The organism is Corynebacterium capitovis DSM 44611, from assembly GCF_030440535.1.
Lineage (GTDB): Bacteria > Actinomycetota > Actinomycetes > Mycobacteriales > Mycobacteriaceae > Corynebacterium > Corynebacterium capitovis.
Genome location: NZ_CP047117.1, coordinates 335,497 through 357,264, shown reverse-complemented (window position 1 = coordinate 357,264; position 21,768 = coordinate 335,497). Strand labels below are relative to the sequence as shown.

The 21,768-nt window shown below is 66.5% G+C and carries 19 protein-coding genes; 4 read left to right on the top strand and 15 right to left on the bottom strand.

All coding sequences use genetic code 11. From position 1 onward, the window contains the following. Positions 1 to 102 precede the first annotated feature (102 nt). Genes CAPI_RS01830 through CAPI_RS01810 form a run of 5 tightly spaced genes read right to left on the bottom strand, consistent with a single transcriptional unit; the run spans position 103 to position 6,313 of the window. Positions 103 to 1,293 (bottom strand): alkylhydroperoxidase domain protein, encoded by a 1,191-nt coding sequence (locus CAPI_RS01830; RefSeq protein WP_018017571.1) that lies wholly within the window; start codon positions 1,291 to 1,293, stop codon positions 103 to 105. Beyond that, on the bottom strand, positions 1,286 to 2,890 hold the full coding sequence (locus CAPI_RS01825; protein WP_018017570.1) for a dipeptide ABC transporter ATP-binding protein: 1,605 nt from the start codon (positions 2,888 to 2,890) through the stop codon (positions 1,286 to 1,288). The genes CAPI_RS01830 and CAPI_RS01825 overlap by 8 nt, the downstream gene beginning before the upstream one ends. Then, positions 2,887 to 3,717, bottom strand: a complete 831-nt coding sequence (locus CAPI_RS01820; protein ID WP_018017569.1) for an ABC transporter permease — start codon at positions 3,715 to 3,717, stop codon at positions 2,887 to 2,889. Before CAPI_RS01820 ends, CAPI_RS01825 begins: the two co-directional genes overlap by 4 nt. Next, positions 3,714 to 4,670: an ABC transporter permease gene (locus tag CAPI_RS01815; RefSeq protein ID WP_018017568.1), complete on the bottom strand. Its 957-nt coding sequence runs from the start codon at positions 4,668 to 4,670 to the stop codon at positions 3,714 to 3,716. Before CAPI_RS01815 ends, CAPI_RS01820 begins: the two co-directional genes overlap by 4 nt. Continuing rightward, a complete protein-coding gene (locus CAPI_RS01810; protein ID WP_018017567.1) occupies positions 4,670 to 6,313 on the bottom strand; it encodes a TIGR04028 family ABC transporter substrate-binding protein in 1,644 nt (547 codons plus the stop codon). Before CAPI_RS01810 ends, CAPI_RS01815 begins: the two co-directional genes overlap by 1 nt. A 106-nt stretch (positions 6,314 to 6,419) precedes the next feature. Between CAPI_RS01810 and CAPI_RS01805 the strand changes: the two genes are divergently transcribed. Then, positions 6,420 to 8,285 carry an FAD/NAD(P)-binding protein gene (locus CAPI_RS01805; protein ID WP_018017566.1) on the top strand — a complete coding sequence of 622 codons (1,866 nt, stop codon included), beginning with the start codon at positions 6,420 to 6,422 and terminating at the stop codon, positions 8,283 to 8,285. Here the strand turns inward: CAPI_RS01805 and CAPI_RS01800 are convergent. Then, entirely contained in the window at positions 8,272 to 9,414 is a 1,143-nt protein-coding gene (locus CAPI_RS01800) for an ATP-binding protein (RefSeq protein WP_026157134.1), read from the bottom strand. The genes CAPI_RS01805 and CAPI_RS01800 overlap by 14 nt on opposite strands. Before the next feature lie 111 nt (positions 9,415 to 9,525). Here CAPI_RS01800 and CAPI_RS01795 point away from each other — a divergent pair, with 111 nt between their 5' ends. Next, a complete protein-coding gene (locus CAPI_RS01795) occupies positions 9,526 to 10,563 on the top strand; it encodes a PspC domain-containing protein (protein ID WP_040356767.1) in 1,038 nt (345 codons plus the stop codon). On the opposite strand, the gene guaA is transcribed toward CAPI_RS01795, so the two are convergent. The 4 genes from guaA to guaB all read right to left on the bottom strand — a co-directional run bounded on the left by guaA (position 10,564) and on the right by guaB (position 16,706). Then, positions 10,564 to 12,117 (bottom strand): glutamine-hydrolyzing GMP synthase, encoded by a 1,554-nt coding sequence (gene guaA, locus CAPI_RS01790; protein WP_018017563.1) that lies wholly within the window; start codon positions 12,115 to 12,117, stop codon positions 10,564 to 10,566. Positions 12,118 to 12,140: 23 nt separating this feature from the next. Next, positions 12,141 to 13,871 carry an APC family permease gene (locus CAPI_RS01785; RefSeq protein ID WP_018017562.1) on the bottom strand — a complete coding sequence of 577 codons (1,731 nt, stop codon included), beginning with the start codon at positions 13,869 to 13,871 and terminating at the stop codon, positions 12,141 to 12,143. A 137-nt stretch (positions 13,872 to 14,008) separates the two neighbouring features. Then, positions 14,009 to 15,172 (bottom strand): GuaB3 family IMP dehydrogenase-related protein, encoded by a 1,164-nt coding sequence (locus CAPI_RS01780; RefSeq protein WP_018017561.1) that lies wholly within the window; start codon positions 15,170 to 15,172, stop codon positions 14,009 to 14,011. Between the two features lie 10 nt (positions 15,173 to 15,182). Continuing rightward, entirely contained in the window at positions 15,183 to 16,706 is a 1,524-nt protein-coding gene (gene guaB / locus CAPI_RS01775) for an IMP dehydrogenase (protein WP_018017560.1), read from the bottom strand. Between the two features lie 110 nt (positions 16,707 to 16,816). On the opposite strand from guaB, the gene CAPI_RS01770 reads away from it, so the two are divergent. Then, positions 16,817 to 17,197 carry a DUF5319 domain-containing protein gene (locus CAPI_RS01770; RefSeq protein ID WP_169331510.1) on the top strand — a complete coding sequence of 127 codons (381 nt, stop codon included), beginning with the start codon at positions 16,817 to 16,819 and terminating at the stop codon, positions 17,195 to 17,197. 3 nt (positions 17,198 to 17,200) lie between these two features. Here CAPI_RS01770 and CAPI_RS01765 read toward each other — a convergent pair whose 3' ends face one another. Together CAPI_RS01765 and CAPI_RS01760 are read right to left on the bottom strand one after the other, a co-directional pair. Then, complete coding sequence (locus tag CAPI_RS01765; protein ID WP_018017558.1) at positions 17,201 to 17,956, bottom strand: hypothetical protein; 756 nt, start codon at positions 17,954 to 17,956, stop codon at positions 17,201 to 17,203. Further along, positions 17,953 to 18,537, bottom strand: coding sequence for a sigma-70 family RNA polymerase sigma factor (locus CAPI_RS01760; RefSeq protein ID WP_018017557.1), 585 nt, complete (start codon positions 18,535 to 18,537; stop codon positions 17,953 to 17,955). Before CAPI_RS01760 ends, CAPI_RS01765 begins: the two co-directional genes overlap by 4 nt. Positions 18,538 to 18,832: 295 nt before the next feature. Here CAPI_RS01760 and CAPI_RS01755 point away from each other — a divergent pair, with 295 nt between their 5' ends. Continuing rightward, positions 18,833 to 19,147, top strand: coding sequence for a WhiB family transcriptional regulator (locus tag CAPI_RS01755; RefSeq protein WP_018017556.1), 315 nt, complete (start codon positions 18,833 to 18,835; stop codon positions 19,145 to 19,147). Between the two features lie 6 nt (positions 19,148 to 19,153). Here the strand turns inward: CAPI_RS01755 and groL are convergent, their stop codons facing one another. The 3 genes from groL to CAPI_RS01740 all read right to left on the bottom strand — a co-directional run bounded on the left by groL (position 19,154) and on the right by CAPI_RS01740 (position 21,721). Then, the gene (gene groL, locus CAPI_RS01750) at positions 19,154 to 20,758 is read right to left on the bottom strand and encodes a chaperonin GroEL (RefSeq protein WP_018017555.1); all 1,605 of its coding nucleotides are present in this window, start codon (positions 20,756 to 20,758) and stop codon (positions 19,154 to 19,156) included. Between the two features lie 20 nt (positions 20,759 to 20,778). Beyond that, complete coding sequence (gene groES, locus CAPI_RS01745) at positions 20,779 to 21,078, bottom strand: co-chaperone GroES (protein WP_018017554.1); 300 nt, start codon at positions 21,076 to 21,078, stop codon at positions 20,779 to 20,781. 157 nt (positions 21,079 to 21,235) lie between these two features. Further along, a complete protein-coding gene (locus CAPI_RS01740; protein WP_018017553.1) occupies positions 21,236 to 21,721 on the bottom strand; it encodes a hypothetical protein in 486 nt (161 codons plus the stop codon). Positions 21,722 to 21,768: the final 47 nt, after the last annotated feature.

Sequence of the window (21,768 nt, the reverse complement as noted above, 5' to 3'; positions counted from 1 at the left end):
CGAGGGGAATGCGAATAAATTTTCGAAAAGAAAGTCCGCAATGCGGACTCCGAGCTCCCCCCCCCCCACAAAAAGTCCGCATTGCGGACTTTTTCGCCCCCGTTACCTAAATCGCTTCGGCACGTCCGGCTGGCCCAGGGTCAGCATTAAACGGTTGGCCCAGTTAAAGAAGGACGCGGAGTTCACGACGTCGATAATCGCGAGCTCATCGCAACCCGCGGCGCGCAACTTCTCGACGTCCCCCGGCCCGAACTCGAAGGGTGTCGCTGTGAGGGAGACCGCGGCGTCGCGAAGAGCGTTCCATGCGTCTGTGCCGAGGTCGGCGCCCACACCGTCGCGAAGAAGCCCGTCGATGGCCTCGGCGTCTCCGCCCTCCTGCTTCGAGCGTGCCTGGTGCACCGACGCGCAGTACTCGCAGCCGTTGAGGCGGGACACGACGGTGGCGACGAGCTCGCGCTCGGCGCGCCCCAACCCGCCCTCGGTGTTGAAGAAGATATCGAAGTCGGTCAGCGTGCGGGCCTTGAGCGCAGCGGGGTCGCGCGCGAGCAGGCGGAAGTACTCCGAATCGATGCGGGAGGGCTCGACCAAGGCGTCGTAGTGCGCGGGGGTGAACTGCTCCTTGGGTAGGTCTGCCACCCAGGGCTTCCACCCGAGGGAATGGTTGACAAAGTGGGTGGGCGATACGACGTCGGGAAGAATTGTGCGCGGACCGGGCGCCCACCCCGGGTTTGCGACGCCGCGGGCGCGAGTGGCGGGAGCGGCAGCAGAGCCACCGGCGAGGACGTGGAGGCCATGAGCGACGCGCAGTTGGAACGCGACGAACGAGATGAGCTGGGCCAGCGAGACGATGGCGTCGTCGCTGAACCCTGCGCGTTGCAGGTGCCCGATCGCTGCTGGTGAGGCGTCTTTGGGGTGGAACGTGAGCAGGTGAGCGAAGTCGAGGGCAGCGGACAAGCCCGCGTGCGGCCCGTCGAAAACGACGTATTCACCGCCTGTGTACGGGCCCGTCGACGTGCCTCGAGCGATGGCCTCGTTGACAAGAGTGATCAGGTCCTCGCCCGCCTCGTCGCTGAGCAGGTCGCGGTAGAAGCGAGCGGCAGAGCTGGAACCGGACACCCCGGCGATAAAGGTGGCCACGGCGTAGCGCCACGCCTGCGGCAGGTCCTTCTCTTCGGCGGGCTCGAACAGCGCCTGGAAACTGAGTTCGGCGTTCGCCACGGCGTCGGGCCGGGCGCGGCGCAAGCGCGCGACGTCGTCGGGGATGTCGGACAGCAAATCGATGATGTTAGACATTGAACTCTCCTAACTGGCGGGCGCGGAAGGTCGCGCCCGGGATGGCGTCGATAAGTGTGCGTGTGACCTCGCTGCGGGGGTGATCGAAGACCTCCTCGGCTCGGCCGTATTCAACCTGGTGCCCGTGGCTCAGCACGCTGACCGTGTCAGCGATTTGGCGGACGACAGCGAGGTCGTGCGAGATAAAGATGTAAGTCAGGCCCAGTTCGCGTTGCAGGTTCTCAAGTAGGGAGAGGATCTGCGCCTGGACGGTGACGTCGAGCGCGGAGACGGCCTCGTCGAACACCACGATCGCGGGGTCCACGATCAGCGCGCGGGCGATCGCGACGCGCTGCCGCTGGCCACCGGACAGCTGGGCCGGGCGGCGGAGTGCGAGCGCGGGGTCGAGTGAGACGCGAGGCAGGAACTCAGCAGCGCGAGCCCGCGCTTCACGACGCGACTGGCGCCCCAGGTTCCGCAACGGCTCCGCCACAATATCACCCACTGTCATCCGCGGGTCCAGCGAGGAAAAGGGGTTCTGGTGCACGAGCTGGACCGTGCCCCGCAGGCGCCGAAGGGCGGGTGAGCCGCCGACTTCCTCCCCGTTGAGGGTGATGGACCCCGAGGTGGGTGCGGTAAAGAGAGACACTGCGCGACCCGTCGTTGTCTTTCCCGACCCCGATTCCCCCACCAGCGCGTGCGTCGAACCGCGCCGCACGTCGAAGGACACCCCGTCGACGGCGGTGAAGTCGCCGTAAACCTTCCTCAGGTCGCGGACCGAGACGATGACCTCCTCCGACGTGGGCGGCCGGTGGTGGGCGTTGGCGACGGCGAGCGAGGGGGCGTCGGCAAGAAGGCGCTTCGAGTACTCCTCCCGCGGCGCGGCGAGCACGGTCGCGGCGGACCCCGACTCCACGACGCGGCCGTGCTCCATGATCACCACGTTATCGGCGCGGTCGCCCGCCACCGCGAGGTCATGGGTGATAAAGAGCAGGCCCAGGCCGAGCTCGGTGCGCATCCGGTCGAGCAGGTCGAGGATGGTTTTTTGCACGGTGACGTCGAGGGCCGAGGTGGGCTCGTCGGCGATCAGAACGTCCGGCTCAAGCGCGACCGCCGCGGCGATGAGCACGCGCTGCTTCATACCGCCCGATAGCTCGTGGGGGTACTGGTTGTAGCGGCGCTCCGGGTCGTCGATTCCCACCTCCGCCAGCAGGTCAAGGGCGCGCTTTCTTCTCGACGCCCGATCGCCGATCCCGTGGATCTCCATGCCCTCTTCGATCGAAGCCCCGATCGTGGCAAGCGGATTGAGGGAGTTGTTGGGATCCTGCGGGACGAGCCCAATGTGGGCCCCGCGCAGGGAGCGCCACTGCGCGTGAGTGGACCCCACGATGTCCTTTCCGCCGAAACGGATCGCGCCACTTTCGAGGCGAGCGGAGGGACTGAGCAGGCCGATCGCGGCCATCGCCGAGGTCGTCTTGCCCGAGCCGGACTCCCCGACGATCGCGGTCATGTGCCCCGGGTTGACGGTGAAGCTCACGTTGTCGACGGCGAGAACGTCACCGTACGACACGGTCAGGTCCTCGACGCTGAGGATCGGCTGAGAAGGGCTCGTTGTCACGCTTCCACCTCCGTGGAGAAGTTCTGGGACAGGCGGTTGGCGGCCATGACGGTGGCGACGATGGCCAGGCCCGGAAGGACGATGATCCACCAAGCGGTGGCCATGAAGTCGCGCCCCTCGGCGATGATGAGGCCCCACTCCGGCGTGGGCGGCGGCGCCCCGTAGCCCAGGAAGCCGAGAATGGACAGTTGCAGGATCGCGGTGCCGAACTGAAGCGCGGCCAGGGCGAGAACCGGGGTCAGCGAATTCGGCAGGATGTGGCGCGCAAGCACGGCAGCTCGGGTCGCGCCGGAGCCGTAGGCGGCCTCCACGAAATCGGTATTGGCCACGGTGATCACCTGAGACCGGGCGAGGCGGGCGAAGGCGGCGATCGATGTCACGCCGACCGCAAAGGCAGCCTGAACGGACCCGAATCCCAGCACGATGATGATGGACAGGGAAAGGAGGATGCCCGGGATCGCAAGAAGGACGTCGACAAGTCGCATGAGCACGGTGTCCACCGCACCGCGCACGCTGCCAGCGATGAGCCCGATGAGCGTGCCCGCGACCAGCCCCACGGCGACCGCGACTAGCGCGCCGAGCAGGGATTGGCGCGCACCGAACACCACGCGGGAGAACAGGTCCCGGCCCACCGAATCGGTGCCGAACCAGTGCTCGGCGCTCGGGGCAAGGAGGGCGACGTCAGTGCCGCGGAAGGGATCGTGCGGGGCAAACGCGCCGGGGAACACGGCCCACAACAGCGCGACAACCAGCACGATCAGGGACAAAACGGAGCCGGGAGCACGCCACGTGTTGGCCTGCGCGCGGGTTGAAAGTGCAGTTGTCATGCCGCCACCAATCGGTTCGGGGTGAGGGAGCGCTCGCGCAGGCGAACGTCGATCACCGGGTACAGAAGATCCACGACGAGGTTGATTAGGACGTAAGCGACCGCGGCGATGAGGACGACACCCAGGAGCACCGGCGTGTCACGGTTCGACACCGACGAGACCACGAGCGAACCCAGGCCTGTGCGCCCGAACACGGTCTCCGTCACGACCGCGCCGCCGACGAGCTCGCCGAAGAGCAGTCCCGCCATCGTCAGCGGGGGCAGGGAGGCGTTGCGCAGCACCGTCCGGAAGAAGATGCGCGTCTCCGTCGCCCCGCGCGAGCGCGCCACCTGCACAAAGGGCTGCTCCCTGACCTCGTCGATGGAGCGAATCAGCACCTGCGCGAGCGGGGCGGCCATGGGCACCGAAAGGGTCAGCGCGGGGAGGATGAGGCCTTCTAGCGGACCCGGGTCGATCACGTTGACCCAGCCCAAGCGGAAGGAGACGAATTGGAGGAGCAGGATAGCCACCCAGAAACCGGGAAGCGAGACCAGGAAGGACGGCAGCGCGCGGAAGAAGGCTCGCACGAGGCGCAGGCCGGGAAGCGTCGCCACGTAAGCGGTGACGAGCGCGACGATGGCCGCCAGGCCTACCGCGGCCGCCGCCAACGCGAGGGTGTGCGGGAGGGCGTCGGCGATCAACTGCGAGACGGGGGTGCCCGTCCGGACCGAGTAGCCCAGGTTACCGGTGAAAAAGCCCGCCAGCGAGGTAAAGAATTGCACGGCAAGAGGCTTATCGACGCCCATCTCCTGCCGGATCCCGTCAATCTCAGCCTGGGACAGACCCAACGCCGGGTCGGCGTAGCGGGCCATCACGCCGTCCGAGGGGAGGGCGGAGAGCAGGAAGAACGCGAGCGTGTAGGCCAGCAGCAGGACGATGAGCGCCTGTCCGATCCGCCGGAGAATGAGCGACATCAGTTGTCCTCGCTTTCGATGTAGACGTCATAGAACGACGGCCGCGCCACGCTCTCGGTACGGAATCCCTTCACGCGCGGGGACAGTGCGTACACCTGCGGTTCCTCGAACAGGGGAATGGAGTAGGCCTGCTGGGTGATGTAGTCCTGCACATCCCGCGTCGCGGCTGCGCGCCCCGCGTCATCCGGGGTGGACACGACGCGCTGCAGCAGGTCCTCGAGGTGCTGGTCGATCACGTTTCCCTCGGCGTCTTGGTTGATAAACACATCGCGCGTCCCGACGGAGTAGAGCGAGTTGATTGCGTCGTAGTCGGCCCGGCCCACCATCGAGTGATAGATCTGAATCTTGTTCTGGTCTTTCGCGTCCGCGTTCTGGCTCGCGTTATCACCGGAGTTAATCTCTAGGGCGATGCCTACGGCGCGCAGCTGGTCCTGAATCATGGTCTGTACTTCGCGGGAGCGCGGCTGGGGGCCCGCGATGTTGACGCGCAGCGCAAGGCGCTGGCCGTCCTTTTCCATGATGCCGTCGGAGCCAGCGGTCCAGCCCGCCTCGGCGAGGAGGGCTCGGGCCCGGTCGGGGTCGAAAGCGTAGGCCTGCGGGTCCTGCTCCGCGTACCCCAGCCCGGTTGTCGCGACCGTGGACGTGGCGAGCGGGTAGGAGTCCGAGAACAGCACGCGCAGGATTTCCTCCCGGTTCACGGCGTGGGCGAGCGCCTGGCGCGTCCTGATGTCCTGCAGCAGCGGGTGGTTGAAACGCAGCGCCAACTGGTTGTTCATCGAATTGGTGCCGCGCGAGTACACCTGCACGCCCTCGTCGGCAAGGTGCCGCTCCGCGGGCGCGGTGACGCTGCGCACGACGTCGGCCTGGCCGGAGATGACGGCGCCGGTGCGCATCGCCTCCTCGGCCGCCAGCGTGACGTGCACCCCGCCGATCCTCGCCCGGCCCTGGTGCTCCAGCGACGGCGGGGCCCAGTTGTAATCCTCGCGGGTGGTCAGGGTGAGGTCGGTGCCGAGGGATTCGCCCGTGATGACGAAGGGTCCGGAGCCGATGATGTTGACGGCGTTGCCGGGGCCGTAGTCCTCGTTGCGCAGCGCGAGGGTGGCGTCGGAAAGCAACCCGGCGTTGTAGACGGAGACCGCCTGGGCGAAGCCCGGGGCCGGCGCCGTGAAGTGGAAGCGGACGGTGTCGTCGTCGACGACCTCACCGTAGTCGTAGTTACTGATTTGCTCAGACTTGCTGAGCAGGCGCGACTTGTCCCCCTTGCCGTAAAGATCGATGTTGGCCACCACGTTGCGCGCCGTTAGGGGCGTGCCGTCGGAGTACGTCACGTCGGTGCGGATGTCGAAGGTGAACTCGGTGGCGTCGGCGTTGACCTCGGGAAGGGACGTAGCGATCCACGGTTCGAGCTCGAGGGTATCGGGGTCCTGATAGAGCAACCGGTCCGTGATTTGATTGACCACGCCACCGTTCGGGTAGTAACCCGCAGCTGGCGGATAGAGGGTGGTGAACCAGTTCGGTTCGAGGTAGGTGAGGACCTCGTCCTCGCTCGAGGAGCTTGCCTCGTCCGAGGGCGCCGCGCAACTCGTCAACGTTGCGACCGCGACGAGTGTGGCACCTATCGAGCCTGGAAGCGATAGCTTCACTGCGGTTTCCCTTCTATCGGGTTGTGCGGAATTCTCGAACAATAACACAGTTAGACGGAGTGGTATTCCAAGAGTAGACTATTCTGTCTAAACAGAAAGGACCGTTATGCCAGCCGATAGCACCATCGCGATCGTGGGAATGGGTCCGCGCGGCATCTCAGTTATCGAGCGCCTCGCTGCCTACCTCCGCGAATTAGGCCCGAGGCAGATCGCCCTCCACCTCATCGACGACGCCCAGATCGGCGCCGGGCGGGTCTGGGACACCTCTCAAACATCAACGCTGTGTATGAACACCCTGGCCGGCGCTGTCACGCTGTTCACCGAACCCGGCGCGACCGTCGGCGCCCCCGTCCTCGAGGGGCCCACCATGTACGAGTGGATCCAGCTCATCCGCGGCGAGCGCGAGGGGATCTCGAAGCCGAAGGCATCGCTTTTCGACGCTTACCCGGTCGCCGCCCCCACCGCTTACTCAGCGGAGATCGACGCGACGCTGCCCGAAAGCAATCCTTCCCGCACCCTCTACGGGGAATACCTGCGCTGGGTCTACCGGGTGGCTCTCGCTCAGCTGCCTGACACCGTCACCGTGGTCGAGCACGCCACCCGCGCCACCGGCGTGCGCAGCCAGGGCGATGCCGACGTCATCTCCCTGGCCGACGGCACCACCGTCACCGCGGATGCGACCGTGCTGGCCACCGGCTGGGTCCTGCCCGCCGGCAGGCGCGTCGGGGGCCCCGCCTGGATGGCCCCCGACAACCCAGTCGAGCAGGACGTCGACACGCTGCCGGCGGGTGGCGACGTCCTCGTGCGCGGCCTGGGCATGGGCTTTTTCGACCTCATGGCGCTGGTGACCATCGATCGCGGCGGCCGGTTTGTTTCTGAGCCCACCTCCCGCTCGGGGTTGCGCTACGAGGCGTCGGGACGCGAACCGCGCCTCCTCGTCACCTCCGGACGCGGATACCCCTACCTGCCCAAATCCGAGTACCACTCCCTCCCCCCGCGGCCCGCCATGCCGCGCCTGCGCAGCGTCGCCCGTGAGGCAGTGGAGTCAGGTTCCGCGCGCTTCGGTGAGGTGTTCTGGCCCGCTATCGTGCGCGACTCCTACGCCGAGTACTACACCACTCTCGCCCGCGTCCGCCCTGAGTCCCTCAACGCCAGCCTGGAGGACATCCTGAAGGCAATCGACTCCGCCGACCTGTGCGGGGACTTCAGCGCGGTGCCCGCGGCGCTCACTGCCCACCTCAGCGGGATGAGCTCGCAGCCCTTCGACCTCAATGAGTGGATCAACCCCCTCGCCGGCACTGAAAGCCTGAGCATCGACGAGCTCACCGGCCTGATTGGCACCAAGATGGAGCGTGACATCGCCGAGGCGGTCGCCGCCCGGAACTCGCCCGTCAAGGCGGGGCTGTGGGTCATCTCGGTGGCCCGCCGCCCCGCGTCCTACGCTGCCGAGAACGGCCGTTGCCCATCCTCAGACCGCGCGCTGCCCGCGTTCATGAACTTCGGCCAGATGGTCGGCTCGGGCCCCCCGCTGTTCCGCACCCAGGAGCTCCTCGCTCTCGTCGACGCCGGCCTCGTCACGTTCCTCGGTCCCCTCCCGGCACTGGCCAGGAGCGAGGAGGGCTACACCATCACCAGCGGCAGTCGCAGCGCCAGTGCGCCCACGCTTGCCGACGCCTTCCTTCCCGCCCCGGATATCCGCCGTCCCGCCGACCCCCTCTTCCGCTCCATTATCGAAGCCGGCCGCGTTCGCCCCTTCGCACCCGACGGCGCGCCCACCCCGGCGCCGGAGACCGACCCGTCGACGCGGCGCACCGTCCACCCCGACGGTTCACTGGACACGCGCCTTCACATCATCGGCATTCCAACCGGTGGCCAGTGGTCCGACACCACGATCTCGCCGATGCCGGGGACGGACCCTTCCTTCTTGCAGGAGACGGACAAAACAGCCGCCTCGCTGCTCAACCGAGGGTGAGTTCCACCTCGGTCCCCTCCCCCGGGCGGGTTCTCACCTCCGCGCGGCCGCCCGCCCGTTCCATCCGGGAACAGATCGAGTCGCGCAACCCGTGCCGGTCGTCCGGCACCGTCTGCGGATCAAACCCGCAGCCGCGGTCGCGCACGAACACGCTGAGCTGCCCGCCAAGGTGTTCCGCGTACACGTCGACCTGGCCCACCCCGGCGTGCTTTGCCGCGTTGGCCATCGCCTCCCGCGCCGCCAGCACGAGCGGCTCGGTCTCATCCGTGAACGGGCAATCCTCGCCGACGGTGACCGGGCGGATGTCTACCGAGTAGAGGTCTTCGACCTCGCCGGCTGCCGTGACGAGGGCGCTAAAAACCGTCGTCGGGGCGGGGCTGGCGGACCCTGTGGCGTCGAAAAGCCACGCCCTCAGCTCGCGCTCTTGGCTGCGGGCGAGGCGGGCGACCTCCTCCGCGTTCCCAGCGCGCTTTTGGATGAGCGCGAGGGTCTGCAACACCGAGTCATGCAACCGGGAGGCGATCTCCGCGCGCTGGTCGGCAGCGGCCTTGGCTTGGCGCTCCTCGAGCAAGGACGTGGCCAGCCGCACAATGACGGGCACGACCAGCAAGCCGCTGCCGAAGACGCTGGCGAGGACCGCGACGACAGTGCCCGCGGTGCCCCCTCTGTCCCCGAGCAGCGCGATGGCCAGCACGCCCCCCATCACCAAGAAAATACCCACCCCTAGGGCCGCGCGACTGCCCCGGGAGGACACTCCCCTGTCGTAGGCCTGCCACACCACTATCGCCCCGACCGCCACCACGCCTAGGACCCCGGTAAAAGCTCCCCCCGCGCCGCTGACCAGGGATAACGACACCGCTGCACCAACGCACCCCACCGCCACGAGCAACGCGTAGGCCGCGCGCGGCCACACGTCTCTCTCGACGGTGACGCCGCTTTCCAGCTTGGTGAACATCCACAGCGCGGCGTAGAGGATCACCCCCACGCCGCTGACAAACGCGGCCGCCGCGAAAAACACCCGCACCCACTTCACGTCCACGCCGAGGTGGGCAGACACGCCTGCTGCCACTCCGGCGACGACGCGTCCGCCGCGGACGCGGTGTAACCGCGGATACAGGGGGGAAGACATAGCCCCTATTGTGTCAGCGCCGGCCCTGGGGGCCATCCGGGAAGACCCTGAACCTGGAAATCCGGGCGGATCCCGATGGTGCAGCACCGCCCTCGCGGCGACACTGAAGCCATGGACCTCAACAGCACTCTTTCAGACATGTGGCGCACCCGCCCTCCCCGCCTCCCGCAGAGCCAGGGCGGCAACGCCATGGTCGCCGGCGTCTGCGAAGGAATCGGCGCCCGCTACCGACTTGACCCCACCCTCGTCCGCCTCGCGTTCGTCGCCCTCTCCCTGTCCTTCGGTGGCGGGATCTTCCTCTACCTCCTGCTCTGGATGATCATGCCGCGGTTCGGGATGACAACCTCCCCCTGGACAGGCATCAGTACCCCGAAAGAAAAGCTCTCCGCCGAAGAGAGACGCGACCGCGATACGGGCTGGTGGCTCTTGGTCGGGTTGTTCGTTTTCTTCCCCAGCCTCACCTTCGGCGCTGGCGGGGCGGGTGCCCTCTCCTCCCTGGTCACCCTCGCTGTGGCGGCGCTGGCGCTGTACTTGCTACATACGAGGCAGCCGCTCCCGCCAGAGGGGTTGCTGGCAGCGCCGGAGGACACCGCGCCCCCCGTTGATACGTCCCACCTGACCACGCCGGTGGGTTACCCACACCCGGGCGCCGGGAGAACGACCCCGCCCAGCTGGGACCCGCTGGGCACCGCCCCGGAGCTGTGGGACCTGCCAGAACCCCCGCCCGCGGAACCGGAACCCGCACCCAAACGAAACAGGCTCGTGCCCTGGATCCTCGTCGCCGGTGGGGCGGCGGTCCTCGTCACCGCGCTCGGTGCGGCGGGCCTGGTTATCCGGGATAGCGACGTGGCCGGTAGTAAGGCGTACACCGTCACCGACAACCTGCGCGAGTCCTACGAGACCGGCGTGGGGTCAGTCAGTCTAGACCTGGCTGGTTTGGAACCCCTCGACGATGACCGCACTGTCACCGTCACCCACGGCATCGGGGAAGTGACCATCGTTCCGCCTGCCGACGTGCGCACCGAGCTGACATGTCACACCGGGGTCGGCGAAACGGAGTGCCCCGCCGTGCTTAACAACGACACATCCGGGGCCACGCTCCACCTCGAAGCCGAGGTGGGAATCGGGTCCATCCGCGTTGCGGGCTAGTTACTCCCACTCGATGGTGGCCGGTGGCTTCGAGGTGACGTCGAGAACCACCCGGTTCACGCCGGCCACCTCGTTTGTAATGCGGGTGGAGATGGTTTCCAGCACCTCGTACGGCAACCGCACCCAATCCGCCGTCATCGCGTCCTCGGACGCAACCGGGCGCAGGACGATCGGGTGGCCGTACGTGCGCCCGTCGCCCTGCACGCCGACGGAGCGTACGTCGGCCAACAGGACCACCGGGCACTGCCAGATCTCCTGGTCGAGGCCGGCTCGAGTGAGCTCCTCGCGGGCGATCGCGTCGGCAACGCGTAAAGTCTCCAGGCGCTGGGCCGTCACCTCGCCAATAATACGAATGCCCAGGCCCGGGCCCGGGAAAGGCTGGCGGTTCACAATGACTTCGGGCAGGCCCAGTTCGCGCCCGACGGCGCGGACCTCGTCCTTGAACAGCGAACGCAGCGGCTCAACGAGAGTGAACTCGACGTCGTCGGGCAGCCCGCCCACGTTGTGGTGGCTCTTGATGTTCGCCGCCCCCGTGCCCCCGCCCGATTCCACGACGTCGGGGTACAAGGTGCCCTGCACGAGGAAGTCAACGTGGTGGTCGGAAAGCACCGAAGCGACGGCGCGCTCGAATGAGCGGATGAACTCCGCGCCGATGGCCTTGCGCTTCGCTTCCGGGTCCGTCAGGCCCGCCAGCTTATCCAGGAAGGCCTCCCGCTCATCGACGGTGACCAGACGCGCACCGGTGGCGGCGACGAAATCGGTTTCCACCTGCTCGCGCTCCCCCTGGCGCAGCAGGCCGTGGTCCACAAAGACGCACGTCAGCCGGTCCCCGATCGCTCGCTGAACGAGCGCGGCGGCGACGGCGGAGTCCACTCCACCGGACAACCCGCAGATCGCACGGCCGTCTTCACCAACCTGCTCCCGGACCTGCTCGATCAGCTGGTCGGCGATGTTAGAGGCCGTCCACGACCGCTCGAGGCCCGCGATATCGGTGAGGAAGCGGGTGAGCACCTGCTGTCCATGGGGCGAGTGCAGCACCTCAGGGTGGTACTGCACTCCCGCGAGCTTGCGTTCGAGGCATTCGAAAGCGGCGACGGGAGCCCCCGGCGTCGAGGCGGTCACGGTAAAGCCCTCGGGTGCCTCCGTCACGGAGTCACCGTGGCTCATCCACACCGGGTGTTCGGTGGGCAAGCCCGCATGCAGGGCCCCTTCGCTGGTCAACATCGTCGTACGCCCGTACTCGCGGGCACCGGTGTGCGCGACCTTCCCGCCCAGCGCTTGCGTCATGAGCTGGAAGCCGTAGCAGATCCCGAAGATAGGAAGGCCGAGCTCAAAAATCTCCGGGTCCAGGCTCGGGGCGCCCTCCTCGTAGACGGACGAGGGCCCGCCGGATAGGACAAGCGCGACAGGGTCTTTGGCGCGCACGTCCGCAGCAGTCACCGTCGAGGGGACTACCTCCGAGTACACGCGGGCCTCGCGCACCCGGCGGGCGATGAGCTGGGCGTACTGAGCGCCGAAGTCGACAACTAGAACGGGACGGGGATGCGGTGTCATCACCCCCTGTATCCTAGCCGACGTCAGGCTACGTGAATGTCGGGCACATCCTCACCCACCGAACGCAAGATTTCGTGCGTCACGGTGGCCACCTGGCCCCGGCCGAGGAAGACGGTCCCCAGCGCCGCCTTAAGCGGCCCCTCAGGCGCCCATTCGAAGTAGACCTCCACGTGCTTGCCGGTTAAGCGCTGAATCTCAAGCGAGATCACGGCGACCGCGTTGGCGATAGAGGCGGCGTGCACCCGCAAGACGCCGCCATCGCCCACGACATCGTAGGGCTCCTCGAAGGCACTCGGGTCCCGCACCGAAATCTCCAGGGCCACGACGCGCACGCTCTCATCGAGGTGGTGGCGGCGCCGAACACGCTCCTCCTTGGTGGAAATATCGTGGCAGGGCGCGGCGGGCATGAGGTGGAGGACGGCCCCGGGGACGTCGAGAAGCGACAGTGCCTCCTCGTCAAAGGTGACGCCGTTTTCGCGCAGCTGGTACGAGCGCGCCGCGCGCGACGCGAAGGACACGGCGACGATGGTGACGATGAAGAAACCCGCCACGTGCAACCCGTCCGGGCGCTCGATGACGTTGGCCAGCAGCGTCAAGCCCATAAGCAGCGAGATCGCGGCGAACCACAGCCGCGCCGTGCGGCCCCGCTCCGTCACAGTCACCGCCACGGCACCCGAAAGGATGACTACCAACACGCCCGTGGCGTACGCACCCGATTGCTTTTCGACGTCCGCCCGGAACGCCACCGTAATCAGCACCGCGATCGCGGCCAGCAGCACCACTATCGGCCGGGAACGCCGAGCCCACTCGGGCGCCATGCCAAATCGCGGGAGGTACTTCGGGATGAGCGCGAGCATTCCCGACATTGCCGACGCGCCGGCGAACCAGAGGATGGCCGTTGTCACCCAGCCGTAGACGTTGCCAAACCCGGAGCCCAGGTAATGGTCGGCGATCCAGGCGAGGGCGCGTCCGTTCGCGGACCCGCCCGCCGCGAACTCCTGCGCCGGGATCAGGGTAGCGACGAGGAACGACGAGGCGAACAGGAAGAAGCTCATCAGGAGCGCGCTTGTCAACAGCAGGCGCCGCCCCTTCTGGATTCGCTCGCCGAGGGTGGGGGCGCGCAGGAGCGGCATGACGGACACGCCCGTTTCGAAACCGGACAGACCGAGGGCGAGCTTGGGGAAGACGATGGCGCTCAGCGCCGCAATAGCCAGTGGGTCGGGGTTCTGAGCGTGAACGGCGCCGGCCCAGCTCTGCAGATAACCCGGGTGGGCGATGAGCTGCCCGGCGCCCGCGGCAACGACGACGAAGGTTAGGGCGAGGTACGCACCCACCAGAACGACCGCCACGGTGACCGCCTCTCGGAAACCGAGGAGGAAGACGATGGCCAATACCGCGATCAGCACCAAGGTGACCAACATTTGGTGGGGGGATGAGTCGGAGCCGAGGAGGTGGGCGGAGGCATCAGCGGCGGACAGCGTGATGGTGACCATGAAGTCCGTCGCAGCGAAGCCCAGCAGGACGAGGACAAGGACTTTCCCGTGCCACCCGCGGGTCAGCTTCTCCACCATCGCCACCGACCCCATGCCGTAGGGCGAGCGCTGCGCTACTCGGCTGTATACTGGGACAACACCGATGAGCGTGACCGCGATGAGGATCATGGTGGCAAAGGGCGCGAGAACCCCGGCCGCGAGGACCGCGATACCGGGTTGATAACCGAGGGTGGAGAAGTAATCGACGCCCGACAGGCACATCACCTGCCACCAGGGGTACGTGCGTTCTTGAGACGGCTCGACGGAAAAATTGTCCCGGCGAACCTGCCGCAAGGGTCTGTCACTGTGAGTAACCACCACAGGGAATCTACTCCCGCACGGCGACAGTCGAAAGCCCTCTATCGACGAACCGCCAGCCCTACCTTTTGGAACGCCTTGACATCGGTGTACCCGCACTTAGCCATGATCCGCCGCAACCCCCCAACCAGGTTCAACGCCCCCGTCGGGTCCGTCGACGGCCCCTGCAGGATCGTCGCCAACTGCTGCAGTTCGTCCGGCAACGCCACGGTGCCCACACCGCCCCGCGGGTGCCGGGGGTGGGCCGCCGCCGACTCCCAGTACACCCCGCGCCCCGCAGCCTCCTGGGCACGTGCCAGCGGCCGACCGAGGACCACCGCGTCGGCCCCGCACGCAATCGCCTTTGCAATGTCTCCGCTCGAGCGAATCTCGCCGTCCGCAAGAATGTGGACGTAGCGCCCACCCGTCTCGTCGAGGTATTCGCGGCGCGCGGCGGCAACGTCGGCAATTGCCGTCGCCATGGGGAGCCCGAGGGCTTTCGCACCCGAGCGCTCGCTAGTGGCTGTTCCCGAGCCGACGATAATGCCCACCGCACCGGAGCGCATGAGGTGCGTCGCGGTGGTGTAGTCGTACACGCCGCCGACGACCACCGGAACCTCCAAGGTGCCAATGAACTCCTTGAGGTTCAGCGGCTCCCCGCCTCGCTGCACGTGCTCGGCAGAAACGAGGGTGCCCTGGATGAAGAGGATCTCCGCCCCGGCCTTGACGGCAGCGGGCGCGACCTCGCGAGCGTGCTGCGGCGACACCCGCACCCCAACGGTAGCGCCCGAGTCGCGGACCTGCGCGATCCGCTCCGCGAGCAGGTCGACATCAAGCGGGGCCGCGTGCAATTCCTGCAGCGCCTTCGTGGCGGCGGCGCGGGAACAGAAAACGTCGCCCACGCTGTCCATATCGTCGCCGCTTCGTGCGAGCCGGGTTACCGTCTCCACCGCGTCCTCGAAGGACGGGTGCCTCGCCAGCAACCCCTCGGCGTTGAGCACGCCGAGCCCACCAAGCCGCCCCATTTCAATGGCGAACTCAGGGCTGGCTAGCGCGTCCGTCGGGTGGGAGACAACCGGAATGTCGAACGTGTAGGCGTCGATATTCCAGCGGGTGTCCACGTCCGCCGAGGAACGGGTGCGCCGCGAAGGCACGACCGTGATGTCGTCAAGAGCATACGCCCGGCGGGCTTCCCTGCCGATCCCGATTTCTGAGTATTCGCGCATCGGTGCCCCTTTAGCTGCGGTAGTTTGGCGCTTCGACGGTCTGGGTGATGTCGTGCGGGTGAGACTCTCGCAGGCCGGCGCTGGTGATCTGCACGAACTGCTTCGTCTTCAGCTCGTCGATCGACGCCGACCCCGTGTAACCCATCGCCGCGCGCAGCCCGCCAACGATCTGGTGAGTGATGGCATCTAGCTCACCGCGGTAGGGCACGCGACCCTCGATGCCCTCGGGCACCAACTTGTCTTCGCTGGTGACATCGGCCTGGAAGTACCGGTCCTTGGAATAGGAGCGCTTCTCCCCCGTCAGGCCGCGGCCCTGCATCGCGCCCATCGAACCCATCCCGCGGTAGCGCTTGTACTGCTTGCCGCCCACCACGACGATGTCCCCCGGCGCCTCGCGGGTGCCAGCCAGCATCGAGCCGAGCATAACCGTCGACGCGCCCGCGGCAAGAGCCTTGGCGACGTCACCCGAGTGCTGCATGCCACCGTCCGCGATCACTGGAACACCCGCGCGGGCCGCCGGAACGGATGCCTCCAAGATCGCCGTAATTTGGGGGGCGCCCACACCGGCGACAACGCGGGTTGTACAGATCGAACCGGGCCCGATGCCCACCTTGATGGCATCTGCGCCGGCCTCGACCATCGCGGCCGCTGCCTCCCGAGTCGCCAAGTTTCCGCCAATCACGTCGACGCGGTCGCCAAAGTCTTTCTTGACGCGGGACACCATCTCCAACACGCGGTTGTTGTGCGCGTGCGCTGAATCGACCACAAGCGCGTCGACACCCGCCTCCACGAGCAGGCCGGCGCGCTGGTACGAATCCTCGCCCGTCCCGACACCCGCAGCCACGAGGAGGCGGCCCTGCGAGTCTTTCGACGCGTTCGGGTACTGCTCGCTCTTCACAAAGTCCTTTACGGTGATGAGGCCGGAGAGCTTCCCGGACGCATCGACGATGGGCAGCTTCTCCACCTTGTTCGCGCTGAGCAGGCTCAGCGCCTCCTGCTTCGACACGCCGTCTTCGGCCACGACGAGCGGCATGGCCGTCATCACCTCGGAGACCGGCCGAGTGAAATCGGGCTCAAACCGCATGTCACGGTTGGTGATGATGCCTACGAGCGTGCCGTCCTCCGACACGACAGGCAGGCCCGAGATGCGGAAGCGAGCGCACAGCGCGTCGACATCCGCAAGCGTCATCTCCGGCGAAGCGGTCACCGGGTTCGAGATCATCCCGGACTCCGACCGCTTCACAACGTCGACGTGCTGCGCCTGATCTTCGGCGCTGAGGTTGCGGTGGAGCACGCCGATCCCGCCCTGGCGCGCCATGGCAATAGCCATCCGCGACTCCGTGACCGTATCCATCGCTGCCGAGGCAATGGGAATGCCGAGGCGAATGTTGCGAGTGAACTGGGAAGACGTGTCAACCTCGCCCGGCACGATGTGGGATTCGGCGGGCAGGAGGAGCACATCGTCGAAGGTCAACCCACGGAGGGCGATCTTTTCGGGGTCATCCCCACCCGTTACAACTCGTTCAGTGGCCACCTCGACGCAACTCCTTCCCGCAACGCAACCCTTAGTGTTCTAAGCGCTTCGGCCATAATATAACGCGCACTGAGAAAGGGAATTGCTCCTGCCCCAGAGGGCAAATAGGCTTGGTGAGCGTGAATTACGACGACATGATGCCCCTCGACCCGTTCGCGGACGACCCGAACGACCCCGCGTCGTTCATCGAGGACGATGAGGTCGTCGAACCGCTCACGCCGGAGGAGCGCCGCGACGTCACGCGCGACCTCGCCCAGGTGCGCGAGTTCCGCAAGGTGCTTAGCCCGCGCGGAATCCTCGGGGTGTTTTTCACGTGCGAGGATTGTGAGCAACTGCACTACTACAACTGGGAGATCATGGAGCAGAACATGCTCGCCAGCCTGCGCGGGGAGCTTCCCCCCGTCCATGAGCCGAGCGCCCAGCCGAACGTCGAGGCGTACGTCCCCTGGGACTACGCCCTGGGCTACCTCGACGGGCTCGACGCCCGCTGACGGTTAATGTGCGGGCCCGCCCAGCATAATCGTCGTCGTCGGCGCGGTCGTTGAGGCCTGGATGGGCTCGGAAGGGCCGGGTTGAGTGGGCTGAGGCTCGCCGGTTTCCGGCTGTGCTGTGACGGTGTGGGTGACCGTCACTGTGGCGGTGGCAGCCGAGGGCTCCGCGGGCGGGGCTGAGCTCGGCGACGGAGCGAGCGAGACGGTCACCGTGGCAGTGCCCGTCTCCGTCTCAGTTGCCCCGTGCACGGTCGTTCCGGGGGCGGATTTGGGCGCTTTCGTGGAGCTTCCGCCGGGGTGGATGCCGTCCACGAGCACCTTCGCTTGGCTGAGCAGGCCCCGAGCCGCGGCTGTGTCTCCGGAATCACTCGCGACCTCCAGCTGGTCCAAGGTGCTGGCCAGTTCCACGGCCGCTGCCCGATCGCCAAAGACGGCCGAAGCGGGGCCCCACAGCGGGCTACCGGGTGTGGCTGTGTAGAGCGCCGCCCCCGTCCCCACGACGGCCACGCTGGCTGCAGCGGCGCCAATGACACCAGCCAGCCACGGGTTGACCCCGCGACGGTCATCGCCCTCGCCGAACGAGGGAGCGTCGGGCATCGGCTTCTCGACGTCATCGCGCAGCCCAAGCAGCAATCCCGCGAGCGGGTCCGCCCCGTCCGTGGGATCCGTTCCGCGCGAGATCGCGGTGAGGAACTTGTCGTCGTCCACGAGGGGACGCAGGTGTTCGGACACGTTGTGGCCGCCCGACCGACGCTTCATAGGTGGTCCCCTTCTTCGATAGCTTTTCTCAAGGTTGTCAGTGCTCGGTGCTGGGCGACGCGAACCGCCCCGGCCGTGCCGCCCACAACCTCCGCTGTTTCTTCCGCGCTCAGACCGACAAAAACGCGCAGGACGAGGATGTTGCGAGCCTTTTCACTGAGTAAATCGAGCAACTCGCGAACTCTGTTACCACCGTCGCCAACAAGGGCGTGATCCTCGGGTGTCCCTTCGTGAGACTCTTGGTCGGGCACGGACTCCGTGGGGTTGAGACGGTCGCGTGCCATGAAGCGGTGGGCATCAGCGACTTTGTTAAACGCAATGCCGTAGACGAACGCCATGAACGGCCGGCCCTTGTCCTCGTACTTGGAAATAGACGAGGCGACGGCGAGGCACACCTCCTGGGCGACGTCCTCCGCCGTCGGTGTCTTCCCGCCCCCGATCCGCGCGCGGGTGTAGCGCAACACAGGTGGATGAATAAGGCGCATCACCTGGCCTAAGGCGCGCTTATCGCCAACGACAGCGCGCGGGACTAAACGGGAGAGTTGGGCATTGAGCTCCGAAGGGTTCACGGGGGGGTTCACGGGCGCGGACCCCCCCTTTCCTCAACGTCGCTCCGTGCAGTTGCCACAACTGCGCATCTCAACTGATATTACGCAACCGGCTTCCACCCGGGCATTGAGATCGGGCTATCGAGAAATTCACCCACCTTTAACCTTAATCAAACACCCAGGTAATCACACGGATTTTGAGAATGTGGGCGCCAGTTCAAACTGTGCGTTACCGGCGCGCCACGCGCCGTTAACCCGGGCGGACGAATATCCCAAAGCGGTGCGCCGCACCAGCACAGGATAAAACGTGACTAAGGAGATTCCTTTCATGTCTCAGCCCCACCAGCTCCCTGGCCCCAACGCCGACTTTTGGGACTGGCAGTTGCTCGGCGCGTGCCGCGGCGAAGCCTCAGAAATCTTTTACCACCCAGACGGGGAGCGCGGGCGGGCGCGGACTCAGCGCGAGAACCGCGCGAAGGCGATCTGCTACACCTGCCCCGTTCTCTCCCAGTGCCGGGACCACGCGCTGAAGGTCGCCGAGCCCTACGGCATCTGGGGCGGGATGAGTGAATCCGAGCGCCAGGCGGTGTTGCGCGGCGGATCCCGCGGCGGCATGAAGGTCGCCGCGGTCTCCTCCAAGTAAGACCCGCTAGTGCGCGTGACCGGCCTCGTTGTCCTCAGCGGACTTGGTCACCACGGATGCCTCGGTGGTGAGGATCATCCGCGCGACGGACGCGGCGTTGACCACTGCGGAGTGGGTGACCTTGACCGGGTCGATGATGCCCTGCTCCACCAGGTTGCCGTAGTCCAAGGTGGCGGCGTTGAAGCCTGCACCGTTGCCGAGCTCGGCAATCTTAGCGACGACAACCGCGCCGTCCAGACCCGCGTTTTCCGCAATCCAGTACGCGGGCTTTGTCAGCGCGCGCGAGACCGCGAGTACCCCGGTCTTCTGCTCGCCCTCGAAGTCGTCGGCAAAGGCCTCGAGCTCCTTGGAGATCTGCACGAGAGCGGACCCACCGCCCGCGATGATGCCCTCCTGGGCCGCGGCGCGGGCCGCGTTGATTGCATCTTCGACGCGCAGCTTGCGCTCGTTGAGCTCCGTCTCCGTCGCAGCGCCGACGCGCAGGACGGCGACACCACCGGAGAGCTTGGCGAGGCGTTCCTCAGCCTTCTCCTTGTCCCACGTCGAATCCGTCGACTCGATTTCGCGGCGGATCTGCTGGCGGCGTTCCTCAACGGCCTCTGCGGTGCCCGCGCCGTCGACGATGACCGTTTCATCCTTATTGACGGTCACGCGCCGTGCCGAACCCAGCTGGTCCAGGGTCACGTCCTTGAGGTTGATGCCAACCTCAGGGTCGATGACCGTCGCGTTCGTGACCACTGCCAGGTCGTCCATGAAGGCCTTGCGGCGCTCGCCGAAGTACGGCGACTTCACGGCGACGACCTTGAGCGTCTTGCGGATGGTGTTGACCACCAGGGTCTGCAGCGGCTCCCCGTCGACGTCCTCCGCGACGATGAGCAGCGGCACGGACTCGTTGGCCACCTGCTCCAGCAGCGGCAGGAAGTCGGGCAGCGAGGACACCTTGTTGCGGACGAGGAGGACGCGCGCGCCCTCGAGCACCGCTTGGCCGGCGTCGGGATCCGTCATGAAGTAGGGAGACAAAAAGCCCTTATCAAAGGAAATGCCCTCGGTCAGGTCGATGTAGGACTCCATGGACTGGGATTCCTCGACCGTGAGGACACCGTCCTTGCCCACCTTGTCCATCGCCCCAGCGACCATCTCCCCGATCTCCGCGTCGCGGGAGGAGACGGTGGCCACATTGGCGATCTCCGCGGAGGAGGACACGTCGGTGGCGCGCCGCTTGAGCTCCTCAACAGCCTTTTCGGCCGCGGCGAGGATGCCCTTGTTCAGCTCGATCGGGTTCGCACCGGCGGCGACGTTGCGCAGCCCCTCGGCGACGAGGGCCTGGGCGAGCAGCGTTGCGGTCGTCGTGCCGTCACCGGCCACGTCGTTCGTCTTCACCGCGACGGACTTGACCAGCTGGGCACCGAGGTTCTCAAAGGGATCGTCAAGGTCGATGTCCCGAGCGATGGTCACGCCGTCGTTAGTCACGGTCGGCCCGCCCCAGGCCTTAGACAGGACGACGTTGCGCCCCCTTGGGCCGAGCGTGACCTTCACGGCGTCGGCGAGGATGTCTACACCGCGCTGGATGCCCTCGCGGGCCTCCTGGTCAAAAGCAATTAGTTTTGCCATGTGTGGCTACGCCCTCACTCTTACTTTTCGACGACGGCCAGCAGGTCGCGAGCGGACAGGAGAAGGTACTCCTCCCCGTTGTACTTCAGCTCGGTTCCGCCGTACTTGGAGAAGACGACGGTGTCGCCCTCCTTCACGTCGACGGCTACGCGGTTGCCGTTGTCGTCCAAGCGACCCGGGCCCACGGCGATGACGACGGCTTCCTGCGGCTTCTCAGCGGCCGAATCGGGGATGACCAGGCCGGACGCAGTGGTGGTCTCAGCCTCGGCGATCTGGACGAGGACCTTGTCTTCGAGTGGCTTGATGTTGACGTTTGCCATGATCAACGACCTTTCCTGGTGAGTTGAAAATTGTCTGTTTCCAGCGGTTCTTTGCGGGCCCAGCCGTCGTCGCGGGTGAACAACTGTCCTCGAAACAACCTGTTAGCACTCTACCCTCGTGAGTGCTAGGTGACAACCTCAACCCAGAGGCGTGAAGCTAGCTCTCGGCAACCCTGTTGAGCACGGCATTTCGCCACAGCTCGTACTCCTCCGCGTTGTCCAACCGGTAGTTCCGGACGGCGCGGATGGCCTGCTCGACGGACTCGATCGTGGCCTCATCCACGCTCTTTCCCTCCTTAGAGGCGAAGATGACGGGGCCCAGGATGGCGCGCGACGGGTCCGTGAGAAAGTTGGGGTTGTCCGTGGCCGCGGTGTTCCGCGCGAGGGAGGCGACGGGGTTAGGCTCCGCCCCCTGCTGGCCCGCGGCGGGGTTGAAGATGGCGTGGAAACGCGAACCCTGCTGCACGAAAGCGACCTCCACAAAGTCGTCGGTAAGACCGCCGAGGAAGCGGTGGGCGGTTTCAAGATCGAACACAATGCGTCGGTAGGTCAGGTCGGGGTTAACCAAGAAGCCGAAACGCTCCCGGTCCGCCTGCTCAGGATCAATCGTGACAATCGGGGTGTGGTGTGGCTCGTCGCTCATGGTTGACCGCAACCTTTCCGTGAGTAGGGATTCTGCCCGGTACGCTA

Coding starts and splice junctions, on each gene's coding strand:
- CAPI_RS01755 (WP_018017556.1), top strand. CDS start 18,833: ATGTCTCAGCCCCACCAGCTCCCTGGCCCCAACGCCGACTTTTGGGAC.
- groES (WP_018017554.1), bottom strand. CDS start 21,078: ATGGCAAACGTCAACATCAAGCCACTCGAAGACAAGGTCCTCGTCCAG.
- CAPI_RS01800 (WP_026157134.1), bottom strand. CDS start 9,414: ATGTCTTCCCCCCTGTATCCGCGGTTACACCGCGTCCGCGGCGGACGC.
- CAPI_RS01815 (WP_018017568.1), bottom strand. CDS start 4,670: ATGTCGCTCATTCTCCGGCGGATCGGACAGGCGCTCATCGTCCTGCTG.
- CAPI_RS01740 (WP_018017553.1), bottom strand. CDS start 21,721: ATGAGCGACGAGCCACACCACACCCCGATTGTCACGATTGATCCTGAG.
- CAPI_RS01805 (WP_018017566.1), top strand. CDS start 6,420: ATGCCAGCCGATAGCACCATCGCGATCGTGGGAATGGGTCCGCGCGGC.
- groL (WP_018017555.1), bottom strand. CDS start 20,758: ATGGCAAAACTAATTGCTTTTGACCAGGAGGCCCGCGAGGGCATCCAG.
- CAPI_RS01795 (WP_040356767.1), top strand. CDS start 9,526: ATGGACCTCAACAGCACTCTTTCAGACATGTGGCGCACCCGCCCTCCC.
- CAPI_RS01765 (WP_018017558.1), bottom strand. CDS start 17,956: ATGAAGCGTCGGTCGGGCGGCCACAACGTGTCCGAACACCTGCGTCCC.
- CAPI_RS01830 (WP_018017571.1), bottom strand. CDS start 1,293: ATGTCTAACATCATCGATTTGCTGTCCGACATCCCCGACGACGTCGCG.
- CAPI_RS01820 (WP_018017569.1), bottom strand. CDS start 3,717: ATGACAACTGCACTTTCAACCCGCGCGCAGGCCAACACGTGGCGTGCT.
- guaA (WP_018017563.1), bottom strand. CDS start 12,117: ATGACACCGCATCCCCGTCCCGTTCTAGTTGTCGACTTCGGCGCTCAG.
- CAPI_RS01780 (WP_018017561.1), bottom strand. CDS start 15,172: ATGCGCGAATACTCAGAAATCGGGATCGGCAGGGAAGCCCGCCGGGCG.
- CAPI_RS01785 (WP_018017562.1), bottom strand. CDS start 13,871: ATGTGCCTGTCGGGCGTCGATTACTTCTCCACCCTCGGTTATCAACCC.